Source organism: Aeromonas sp. R4-3 (assembly GCF_040908275.1).
GTDB classification, from domain to species: Bacteria; Pseudomonadota; Gammaproteobacteria; order Enterobacterales; family Aeromonadaceae; genus Aeromonas; species Aeromonas rivipollensis.
Genome location: NZ_JBFODK010000036.1, coordinates 1 through 11,826 on the forward strand (window position 1 = coordinate 1; position 11,826 = coordinate 11,826).

Genomic DNA, 11,826 nt, shown 5'->3' on the forward strand with positions numbered 1-11,826 from the left:
CCGACATTCCGCACCTGATTTAGGAATAAATTTGCCGATAGCGCTCACCCAATACCTCCAAAATGATCTGCTGGTCTCCTGTTAGCTCCGTTACTTGTGGCGGAGCTTCTCCCAGTCGATATTCATGGATGCCACCAAAGCGCAAAAAGATCCAACGGGCCGTCGGCTGCTGGGTCGGTTTCTTTTTCATATCCGCCACACTGCGATTCTGCTCCACTAATCCCTGCCGGATCCGGTGCTCCAACGCTGCGTAAATCATCAGGCTACAGGTCATCACCATGAGCAACGCTTCAATCCGCTCCGGCTTTTTCAGGTACAGTGAGGAGGTTAAAAACTCCGGGCTCTTGAGAAAACGAAAGCCCCGTTCGACATTCTGCTGCGCTTTATAGGTGGCCAAAAGTTCGGCCATGGTCAGCGTATCGCTGTGGTCATTGGTCGCCAGGATGAACACCCCGGTCTGGTTGCGGGCCTCTTCAACGCAGGCCAGGCTAGTTGCCGCCAACCCAGTGATTTGAAACTGATGGCCAATTGGCTCTTCGCCACGCTTGGGTCTGCCACGTCCTGTATAAACGGGTTCACCTACCACTTCGGCATCCAGTTGCAGCAGCATCAAGCTGGCGGTAAAACAGCTCAACTCAGCTTGGGCATCCGCCTCACAAGCAAAGCGTCGGGCACACAATTTGGCGAAGGCTTTGAGCTCGCGGGTACTGTCTTTGAGCAGGTTTTTGGCCAATGTCTGCTGCTCGCGGTGGCTGGCTTGTTCGCTGCGCACCAGCAACCAACGTTGCGCGACCCCGGCATAATTCGCGTGTTGCCAACGGCCATGATAGCCATTGCCCAGAGCGGTCAGCGGTTGTGCACCTATGGTTGCCACGGCCTGCTTTGCCTCATTGAGAGTGACGGGCACCCGGGTCACAAATAGTTGCTGCTGTTGCGCCAGTAATTGCAAGGTATCGGCGCAGTACAGTGCGGCATCGCCGACCAGATAACGGCACTCCTGCGCGGCCTTGAGACTGCTCAAATGGCGACGAACGGTCTGGGCAAAGGCTTTGGTGTCATTACTATTGCCGCTCAGGGCCTGCATATAGACAGGTAGGCCAGCCTGATTTTCACAGATGAGCTCAAGGATCACTTGATTCAGCTCTGGCCGGTGATCACGACTATAACCACGCACCAGTTGCAGCTTACCGACCAGATCCCCATCGGCACAGTCATAGGCGCCATCGACGTGGAAGCTGGTAATATCGAGGTGCACTGCGGTGCTTTTGAGCCCCAGCCGCTCGACAACTTGCGCCGCCATCACCTGATACAAGGCGCTGACATCGGCCTCAAAGAGGGCATCGAGACAGCGACCGAGCACATCATCATTGAGGTCATCAGCACAGATCCCGGGGCCAATCAGGCGCTCAACCGGCTTGTTAGCAAAGAATTGCGGGAACATGTGCAGGGTGCTGCTGTGAAAGCCGAGGCCGTTCACTATCATGGCGACCAAGGCTTCACCATGTGAGACCTTGAAAGGCGGGGTTTTGGGGAGCAAGGCATCGATCATGCGGGCAATGCCCAGTTCCTGGCAGAGTGCGGCGACCAAACCAAGGTGATCGAGGTTACGGATCGAGATAGCGGGTGCGGCCATGATGATCTACCTGCAAAAGAGAGTAATAGATCAGAACGGCCGATCGCCGTCAAGCACTGAAAATAGCAAAATCAGGTGCGGAATGACGGATGACAAAAGCCCATCGCCGATGATGGGTTTTGCGAAAAACTACCTGCCAGCCAATTCGTCACGCCGTGTCGCGGCCTGTTTGGATAATCCGCGACACGGCTATTCCCCTTGTTTGATGGTATGCACGAACACGACAAGATTGCTCAACGCCTCGGTATGCTCCTCACCCGCCTGTACAGCGGTGAGAAACTACACCTGAGGGTTTTTTTCCCAAATCGATGCAGCTTGAATTGAACTAACTGAGGACTTGGTGATCTGATCACCACCATCCTTTTCAAGTCTGCATCATGGGCACGTCGCTTCACTCCATCACCAACTGGCCTAAATACAACAAGTCTTTGATTAATCGTGGTTCACTCACCTTCTGGGTTGATGCCGATCTGGCCATCTGTTGCTCCTGGTGTGAACTGCCTTGTTGCGATAGGGAGAACGTGCAGGCTGCACCGTTTGACGGGACGGGTGGCAGCATTTGAGTCATGTTGTCGCAGCCTACCCAAAGCCAAGACAAGGCGCAATCGGTGAATGCGTGATGGGCGCAGATAGGGGGCAGGTTAAGGCGGACATGCTGTCTGGGATTGCCGCCTCGGCGCGGCAGTGCGCCAGCAGCTGGTCGCCCGTCATGGGACGCCCGAGCAGATACCCCTGTAGGGTGTCGCAACCGAGCAGGGTCAGCAGGGCGCGCTGTTCCTCGGTTTCTACCCCTTCGGCCACGATGCGCATCTCTAGGGCTTGGCCCAGGGCGATGATGGCACCGATGATGGTGGCATCGTCCCCCTGTGGCGCCAGCGTGGTGACGAAGCCCCTGTCTATCTTGAGCTCGTTGGCGGGAAAGCGCTTGAGGTAGAGCAGGCTGGAGTGGCCGGTGCCGAAGTCGTCGATGGAGATGCCAAGCCCGAGCTCGGCCAGGCGGTTGAGGATGGCCAGGCTCTCCTCGGCGTTCTCCATGGCGGTGGTTTCGGTGATTTCCAGAGTCAGGTGACGGGCCTCCAGCCGATGGCGGGCGAGGGCGGATTCCACCTCTTCCAGCAGGCCGGGGCTGGCCAGCTGTATGGTGGAGAGATTGACGGCCACGTTCCAGTCCGGGTGTCCCGCGTCACGCCAGCGGCTCATCTGGCGGCACGCCTCGTCGATGACCCAGTTGCCGATGGGAATGATGAGTCGGCTCTTCTCCGCCAGGGGCAGGAAGCGGGCCGGCGAGATGGCCCCCAGCTGCGGGTGTTGCCAGCGCAGCAGGGCCTCGGCACCGACCACCTCGCCGCTACGGGCAGCGTATTTGGGCTGGTAGTGCAGGGCGAGCTCCCCCCGTTCCAGGGCGTGTTGCAGCTCCTGTTGCAGCAGGAACTGCTGGTGGGCGTTGGCATTCATGGCGCTGTCAAAGTAGTTGTAGTGGTTGCGCCCCCGCTCCTTGTCGTAGTACATGGCGGCGTCGGCGTTGAGGGTCAGCTCGTGCAGGCTGGTGCCATCCTGGGGGTAGACCGCAATGCCGATGCTGGCGGTGATGTGCAGGCTGTGGTGCTCCCACTGATAGGGCTGTGCCAGGGCGGCCAGCAGACGCTCGGCGAAGGCAGTGGTCTGGCCGACATCCCCCGGCGCCAGGGCCAGCACGAACTCATCCCCCCCGAAGCGCGAGGCGGTGTCATTGGGGCCAAGCAGTGCGGAGATCCGCTCCGCCACTTCGACCAGCAGCAGATCTCCGGTGTGGTGGCCGTGGGCATCGTTGATGATCTTGAAGCCGTCGAGATCGAGAAACAGCAGGGAGAAGCTGCGCTGGCTGTGCTGACACTCCTGAATGCGCTGCTCCAGGCGGTCGGCGAACAGCAACCGGTTGGGCAGCCGGGTCAGGCTGTCGTGCAGCGCCAGCTTGAGCAGCTCGTTGTGGGCCTGGTGGAGGGAGGTCGAGAGGCGCGCCGCGTGGGCATCCAGCATGGAGAGCACCAGGGCGATGGCGAACACCGCCAGGGTCACGATGATGACCACGGTCGCCAGCCACTGGGTATCGAGCCCGGTGTAGAGGGCAACGCTCAGACTCCTCTTCGGAAACTGGGCCGCCGCCATGCCGGTGTAGTGCATGCCAATGATGGCGCAGCCCATGACGAGGGAGGCGCAAGCCTTGCTGAAGAAGGCGTGCGGGCTGCTGTTGCGCAGCCTGAACGCAATCCAGAGGGCGGCCCCCGAGGCGAGCACGGCGATGAGGATGGAGAGGACGAAGAGCCCCCTCTGGTAGTGAATGCCGGGCATTATCTTCATGGCCGCCATGCCGATATAGTGCATGGTGGCGATCCCGGCACCCATCAGCACGGCCCCGAACAGGATCCGTCCCCAGGGGAGCTGGGGGCGGCTCACCAGCCAGAGGGCGAAGGCCGACGAGCCGATGGCCGCGACCAGGGAGAGACCGGTGAGGGGGAGATCGTAGCCGAGCGCGATGGGCAGGTTGAAGGCGAGCATGCCGATGAAGTGCATGGACCAGATACCGAACCCCATGGCAAAGGCACCCCCCGTGAGCCAGAGGGCGGCGCCCCATCCCTGGCTTTGGCTCACCCGGCTCGTCATGTTCAGCGCCGTGTAGGAGGCGAGCACCGCCAGCAGGATGGAGAAGAACACCAGGTCGTTGCTGTAATAACTGTCGAGCATGGGGTGGGTCGCGGTCACTTGATTCACTCTGGGATGGATAACGGTCTGAGCCATGGCCTGGCTGGAGATAAAAATCGGGCTGAGGATTGTACACAAGAGGTGTCACAAACTGTACAGAGATTCGCACCAAAATGAGCCCAGGATCAGAGTAAAAACACTGAATTTACCCCTTGATGGCAATTTCCTCCGCCCCTTGTCCGAAGGCGGGTTCCAAATTTTCCCGCGTGAAAAGCAGGGGTAAAGATGAATGTGAAGTTCCCGCTCAGTGACACTCGCTAGCCCACTGCCAGCTTGGCGACCTCTTTCCACATGAAGGAAGGCATTGGTGTCATCAGGCGTCATTTAATGTTCAAAAATGATACGCGAAGGGCGTTGTTCCCAAATCGATGCAGCGTGAATGGAACTAACTGAGGACGCAGTGATCTGATCACTACCATTCCCTTCAAGTCTGCATCATGGGCGCGTCGCTTCACTCCATCACTAACTGGCCTCAATACAACAAATCTTTGATTAAGCGTGGCTCGCTCACCTTCTGGGTTGATGCCGAGGTCATGAACAACTGGTTCCACCACGACCATCACGGACGACGGTGCCGCAGCCAGCTCTACACCGACCAGACCATCTCAACCTTCCTGATGCTCAAGGGGATTTTTAACCTCACGCTTCGCGCAACTCAGGGGCTACTCGACTCCTTGTTCGAGTTGATGAATGTGCCGCTGTGCGCACCGGACTATAGCTGCGTAAGCAAGCGGGCCCGCACGGTAACGGTGGCCTATCGGCAGCCGGCCAAGGGGCGTATCACCGACCTGGTCATCGACTCGACCGGTCTGAAGGTATTTGGTGAAGGCGAGTGGAAGGTCAGAAAACACGGCGCCGAGAAACGGCGAGTGTGGCGCAAGCTGCATCTGGCGGTGGACCCGGCAACCCACGATATCGTGGCAGCAGAAGTGTCACTGGAGAATGTCCATGATGCCGAGGTGCTGCCAACCTTACTCAATCCACTGCGGCGTAAGCTGGGCCGGGTTTATGCGGATGGCGCCTACGGACAGCAAAGCCAGCCATCAGCTTATCTCGTACAAAGGGGCGACAGCCTGTATCCCACCTCGCAAGAACGCTGGCCTATGGGAAAAGGGACATCCAAGAAATGAGGCTGTGCAGGTAATGCGCAAGGAAGGGTTGGCGCACTGGAAGAAGATATCGGGGTATCACCGTCGCTCGCTGGCGGAAACAGCGATGTATCGGTTCAAGCAGTTGCTGGCGGGGAAAATCAGTCTGCGAACATACAACGGTCAGGTAGGGGAAGTGATGGCGTATGTTGGAGCAATAAACAAACTGAACAGCCTTGGTCTGCCCGTCAGACAGCCCTGAGTGTAGCGGTCACTTGGGGCTGGGGAAGCTGTGCTCTTACAACTGATTTGGGCAACAACGCCCCGGTTGATAACAAAACCCCTCACCTGATGACAAAAGCCCATCGTCGATGATGGGTTTTGCGAAAAACTGCCTGCAATCCAATTCGTCACGACGTGTCGCGGCCTGTTTGGATAATCCGCGACACGGCTATTCCCCTTGTTTGATAGTATACACGAACACGACAAGATTGCTCAGCGCCTCGGTATGCTCCTCACCCGCCTGTACAGTGGTGAGAAGCTACACCTGAGTGATCTGGCCACCGAGTACAACGTCACCGTGCGCACCCTGCAGCGGGATTTCAATCAACGCCTCAGTTATTTACCGATAGAACACCGCAACCAGCAATACTGGCTGGATCCTGGGTTCCTCAATCACAAGAGCGATGGAAAGCTGCGAAAGCTGGCCGAACAGCTTGGCATCACCGACCTGTTCCCCCACGCCAGTGAACATCGTCTGGGTCAGCTGCTGGACAGAGACACCCCAAGCCTCTTCGCCATCAAGGGATTCGATGCCCAATCCACCGACTCACTGAGTCATCAGTTACCGGTATTAGAGCAGGCACTGACCCAGCATCTGCAATGCTGGCTCATCACCAAAGACCAGCGCAAGCAACTGTTTAGCCCCTATCAGCTTGTCAACTACAAGGGCACCTGGCACTTGGTCGGCGTCAGCGAGGGGCGGTTGCAAACCTATCCGCTGAGCGGCATCACACTGGTTGAGCGATCGCAACAGACCTTTACCCGCGATGCGCTTATTCAGAGGAAGATCGATACCGACCCGACGCTCTGGCGCTCCGGCATGATCGAGGTGCTCCTCAAGGCCAATGCATCCATCGCTATCAACTTTCAGCATCGCCCGTTGCTGCCCGAGCAAGAGATTGTCAAAACCCTGGATGACGGTGCGCTGTTATTGAGCGGTCGCGTACTCGATGCCAATCAAATTCTGCCTGTCATCAAATCCTGGATGCCGGAGCTCACCGTGATCTCGCCCGGCTTTATCCGTGAGCAGATCGTCCGTGATTTACGCCATCTATTGACCCTGATGAGTCAGGATCCACCCTGATTCATTTGTGACAAAGATCCCAGTTTATACATCTGGCGACAGCGCCTGACATGCCGCGACACCACCTGTCGCCGCTGTTCTGCATTGTCGTCAACCATCAAGCAGTAGCAATCCAAGGAGTGATGCATGAGTAAAATGATCCAGATGAAAGAGTCCACCGCAAAGCGCGAGGTGAAGCAGGAATACGGCCTGACCGAAACCGATGGTCAGACGTTCTGGGATCGGGTGAACCGGGTGATCGGTGAATCCCGAGAGGAAGTCGATAATGAAGACCGCGTTCCTGCCGGATATGAAGTGTATCGATAACGTCAACGCGTACATGTTAGTTGGTCATTAGTTGACTCCTGTGAGCGATATCTGCCACGAAACGCTCGTAACGACAAAGCGGCCAGTTCTACTGGCCTCTTTTTTTTGGGGGACCGTTCGACAGCACAGGCTGAGATCACACCAGTGAGCAATACCGGGGTAATCTCCGCATGGCGAGGCACCTGTATCGCGGTTTAGCGACCCAATGAGCCGTTTTGGCTGCGCCGCCCTCCAAACCTCCGCAACAAGATCATCCTGGCCTTCTCGGCCTGCTAAAGCGTTCCTCCCCTTGCTGCCTGCTTTTGCCACCGGATCCCATAAAAGCAAAGGGGCCAGTTCGCACTGGCCCCCTTTCATTTTTTAGAATTTTTCGACTTCCACCGATATCTCTGGCATGTCTGGTGAGGACTCAACCATCACGCACCCCGTCTCGCTCGTCGCGCGGCGGGTGAAACTCGGAGCGGGGGAGCCAGGGGCCGTTGATGAACCAGTACTGCAAGGTTGGACGAGGCTCTCAGTCCGTTCATCAAATAGCGGGCTTCTAAATTGAAATACCTTGTTCACCGAGAATACGTAATAATTGCCAGGAAGGCTGTCTATTACGATCTCTTTGACATATCGTCCGTCAGCATAGTGCACTATGTACCCGTTTTCACGAAGCCACTTCATGACCAGCTTCGGCTTGCTTGTCAACAGTTTCTGAAGCTGGGTCATTTCGACATAAAGCTTTCCGTCTTCCGTGAATCCTAATAGCTCCCGCACTTCCATGGATGGCTTGCCGATGTGGATCTTTCTTCGTTGCTCGGAGAGCGTATCCAATAACCGATAAGCCTCTCTGGTGACATCATCCATGATGCCGTCCATCGACATGAGCCACCGTCGGAAGCATACCAAAACTGCATTATCTGCATACGCCACATCAAACGGCAGAATACCTAGCTCAACGGCCAATCGCCCCGCTGCCATGACGTTTGCGAAGCAACCAGCACCACGAGCAGCAAGAGGCGGAGGGTTTTCTAATCCCGAGCGACTCATCAGCCACTCTTGGCACTCCTCACGCTTAGCAGCAAAGATAACCGCTAAATCAGCAGGGGTATCGATGTCTGGCATATTCAACAGCGCCTGAATATATGCAGGCATCGCCGTACCGTAGTACTGAGAGGTTGCAGCTTTAAGGCCATTCACCCGGCAACGAGTCAGCTCAAGGCTCTCACCCGCCAGCGCGACATCCTCCGCCATCATCTCAATATCCAGCAGTCTGACGAATATCCCCCCTTTAGTGCCCGCCTTGCTCCGCTCTAGCAGTTCCTTGAAGGATTCCTCCCCCGAAGAGGGAGCACAAACATTCGATGCCAATGGGCTCCTATTACCTGTGCCCTTCAAATTGCCAAGTACTCTCGACTGTCCACCCGTCACCGAATAGGCAAACTGAAGCGGATCGTTACTAGACAATGAGCCCAGTTCATCCAAACAAATGCCAATGCCAGTTCGTTGTTGAAACATGCCTTTGAACCCAGCAGCTGTTCCGTCCCACTTCACAATCGCCGTTGCGGGGCCCGCACTTGGGTCAGATGCCACGCCTGACACACTCTGCCCCACTTGTAAAAGCGTCGTTTTGCCACAAGAGCTTGCACCATTGAAGTGAAAAATCATGGTCCCTGTATTTGATAACTTCATGAATACATTGGATAGATTTGCCATGATTGCAACGAGCATGGTTGGTGACTCTTTGACAGACAACGCAATGTTCTTTTGCCAATCCTGCAGCGTTCCTTTCGAGTGGATAGCGTCATGCTCACCAGGCGCGGACAGCAGCTCGTGCTGAGGACCACTATAGCCCGTTTTGTAAATTGACCGACCTACCCAGACATAGCAGAGATGTTCGCTAACAAACCCCGCTTGCAGATGCTGATGGACCACGCTGATATTTTGGATACTGATGCTGGCGGACATGTATGACAGCAGCCCCTCCTCCCGTACACCTAGGCATTCAATCCCCGCGCGGTATAGCGCAGCCCTCACTGTTTTGTAGTCCTGAATCACCCTATCGAATAATAGGTCGATGCGCTGGCATTGCTTCCGCTCATCCAGATACATGAAACGAACACCACTGATGTCTGTACTGTCAGCTTGGAGTATCGATACCGGCAGCAATGGCTTACCGAGTATCGTTTTTGGCTTGCCATGATCGCTAGCCAATTTCCCCCACGGGGACATCGCAAACCCATCAGGAATAGCTATCGAATGAACCGGTTTTTTCATCTCCGGCTCAGACCTGGAAAGCACCACGCCATCTAGGTCACACACAGTCCCATCAGGGGTAATCGAGCAACGCCCCTCGTTGTACAACCTGTATTCTGCTGAACACTGATCCAGCATAAGAAGTTCACGACGAACGAAAAGCTCATATTGAGTCTCACTGTCGGGGTATGGCTGACAACATTCGTGCTGTTCGGACATTGGGCTCACAGCATCGGGGGCAATATTCGCTCGATGAGCATCACCATGGTGTGCATCAAGGTTCGTTTTCTCCACCAGTAACGGCAGCGAGTCAGGAGCGACTGCAGGGTGCGATTCTGGCGCTGATGCCTCCTGATCCGAGTCCGGTACCGAGTCTGTCGGCGGTACACCCTGACTTGCCATCCTATCAATAGATGCTTGAGTCCCTGGACGACGGTCAAAACGCCTCGGGGGGTTATCACTACTAGATCTGGGTCTACGCATAATTATCTATGGGGGAGTCTCCTCCCCCATTCTCCAAAAAATTGTTAACAGGTGATGCGTGGGAGGTCCCACAGGGTGTGTAATTCGTTGACGGCCTTAACCAGCGTGGTATCGTGGAGGCGGGCATATCGCTCAGTCATTTTTGGCGAGCTATGGCCCAGCACTTTTTGAAGCACATCCAGCGAGCAACCTTGGTTTAACAGCGAGGTAGCGACGGTATGACGGGCGTCATGCATGCGTACTCCTGAGAGTCCGCAATCATTGCAGACCCGGTACCAATACCGCCGAGGTTCGGAAATCTGAGAGACACCACCCTGGCCTCTAAAGAGCAGACCGGTTGTGCCATGGCGCTGGAATTGGAGTTGAATCAACTCCAGCGCGAAATGATTAAGTGGTATGAGCCTTTCTCGACCAGACTTACTGGTGGGCAAATACGCAAGCTTTCGATTGAGATTACAATCTTGAAGCTGTAGCGCTCGGGCCTCACCCAGCCGGCACCCTGTTGCAAACAGGAACAGCAGAAGCCTAGCTTTTTCATCGTCGATGTCTTTCATCAAACGATGGACCACCTTATTCACCACCTCATCAGGCAACCCCTTGGGTGGCAAAACAGCTTCATGCTTTGCCGGAATCCCTGCTGCTGGCGAGGACTTGAGAATGCCACGTTCTACAGCGAAGGACATGATGGCCTTTACCTGTGCCAAGTAGCGGTTCCGCGTGGCGACAGAGCACGTTTTATTTGATTCTGTAAGAAAATCCTCGATGTCGAAACGGGTTACTCTGTTTAATGGCTTGCGCCCTAAAGCTGCCACGATGGGCTTTACGCGAGACTCGATGGTTTTATGTGACCGATGAGTTGCTCGTACTGAGGGCAGGTATTTATCATGTATAAACTGTTCTACTGACAAGCTCGAAAGATAGGTTTGATTGAATCCTACTGGATCAAGTACAAACTCCGCTTTTAGCTTTCTTGCTTGTTCACGTATCTCTTTAACGCTGAATTCGTCCGTGCTCGCAATTTTTAACCGATAACGGACTTTATTTTTGGTGAAACTAAGACAACCAACCTTGCGACCAGTGGCATAAGTAATCCACGTAAGGGAACGCTCGTATTTATCTTTACTTTCACGCTGCTTTGAACTGCACTCCTCCAACTTGGCACTATCTACAGTTGGAGCTACAGCCTGTTCGGGCATCGCACCTCCTATCATCTAGAGCCCCCACCGTGGTGACTCATGACAAGAATGTTGGACGAAGAAAAACCGAAAGGGAAGACCAGCTCCAGAGCGTAACCATCCGATAATGCCTTATAAAAACAGACTACCCTGCACATGGTATGTTTTGTGCTTTACAAAATCCCCCTATAGCCGGAGAGTAGAAATCAGTTTTTGCCCCCCTCTAAAGAATCAGAAAGAAGAAACTCAATAGAGTCCGATTTTGTGGCGGAAAAATATTTTTATTTTTTTCCGCCCCCCCGACACCCTGCTCACTTTATGAGCTAAAACACCACATTGAGCACAAGTATTTACTTCCCCTACAGCTCTTGCTGTAGGGGGTTATCACTCTTCTTCAAACGCAGATACGGAAGTTGAGCGACCGGAGGTCCTTCGGTATCGACGCACCAAACCCTGTCTGGTCAATTTCTGGTAACTTTTCAGCGCACAAAAAACATGCAGGTTAGTTCATCCGTTTTTTGACAGAAAATGGGCTGACTTGTTGGAGGAACCGAATGCGTGAGAGAGCGAAAAGGTAATTCTATAAAGGGAAAAATCCTCGATAGCAGCACCTACCGACAACCGGATCCGGGTGTTGAGTCAGGGGCTCCTTGCACAGTATCTCGCCACTTGGTTCACCCTATGCAAAAACATGCCAGAAACTGGGGCTGCAAGGTTGACACCCCAGTCGAGAAAGGGTTTAATGCGCGCCGTTGCCCAGATAGCTCAGTCGGTAGAGCAGGGGATTGAAAATCC

General features: G+C 55.0%; 6 protein-coding genes and 2 pseudogenes. 4 read left to right on the forward strand and 4 right to left on the reverse strand.

The features are described 5' to 3' along the window. Positions 1 to 19: 19 nt before the first annotated feature. Complete coding sequence (locus AB5Y91_RS12850) at positions 20 to 1,633, reverse strand: IS1634-like element ISAs25 family transposase (protein WP_010674210.1); 1,614 nt, start codon at positions 1,631 to 1,633, stop codon at positions 20 to 22. 377 nt (positions 1,634 to 2,010) lie between these two features. On the opposite strand from AB5Y91_RS12850, the pseudogene AB5Y91_RS12855 reads away from it, so the two are divergent. Further along, a pseudogene (locus AB5Y91_RS12855) lies at positions 2,011 to 2,103 on the forward strand (IS5/IS1182 family transposase); the annotation flags it as partial. Positions 2,104 to 2,212: 109 nt separating this feature from the next. Here AB5Y91_RS12855 and AB5Y91_RS12860 read toward each other — a convergent pair. Further along, the gene (locus AB5Y91_RS12860; protein ID WP_368169953.1) at positions 2,213 to 4,354 is read right to left on the reverse strand and encodes a putative bifunctional diguanylate cyclase/phosphodiesterase; all 2,142 of its coding nucleotides are present in this window, start codon (positions 4,352 to 4,354) and stop codon (positions 2,213 to 2,215) included. A gap of 455 nt (positions 4,355 to 4,809) precedes the next feature. Between AB5Y91_RS12860 and AB5Y91_RS12865 the strand changes: the two are divergent. From AB5Y91_RS12865 to AB5Y91_RS12875, 3 genes and pseudogenes are all read left to right on the forward strand, one after another. Further along, positions 4,810 to 5,722: pseudogene (locus AB5Y91_RS12865) on the forward strand (IS5 family transposase). A 198-nt stretch (positions 5,723 to 5,920) separates the two neighbouring features. Further along, a complete protein-coding gene (locus tag AB5Y91_RS12870; protein WP_368169954.1) occupies positions 5,921 to 6,826 on the forward strand; it encodes a helix-turn-helix transcriptional regulator in 906 nt (301 codons plus the stop codon). Between the two features lie 126 nt (positions 6,827 to 6,952). Further along, complete coding sequence (locus AB5Y91_RS12875; protein ID WP_151028097.1) at positions 6,953 to 7,132, forward strand: hypothetical protein; 180 nt, start codon at positions 6,953 to 6,955, stop codon at positions 7,130 to 7,132. Between the two features lie 360 nt (positions 7,133 to 7,492). Here the strand turns inward: AB5Y91_RS12875 and AB5Y91_RS12880 are convergent, their stop codons facing one another. Together AB5Y91_RS12880 and AB5Y91_RS12885 are read right to left on the reverse strand one after the other, a co-directional pair. Next, positions 7,493 to 9,394: a DUF927 domain-containing protein gene (locus AB5Y91_RS12880; RefSeq protein ID WP_368169955.1), complete on the reverse strand. Its 1,902-nt coding sequence runs from the start codon at positions 9,392 to 9,394 to the stop codon at positions 7,493 to 7,495. A 506-nt stretch (positions 9,395 to 9,900) separates the two neighbouring features. Continuing rightward, entirely contained in the window at positions 9,901 to 11,052 is a 1,152-nt protein-coding gene (locus tag AB5Y91_RS12885; protein ID WP_182951357.1) for a site-specific integrase, read from the reverse strand. Positions 11,053 to 11,826 lie beyond the last annotated feature (774 nt).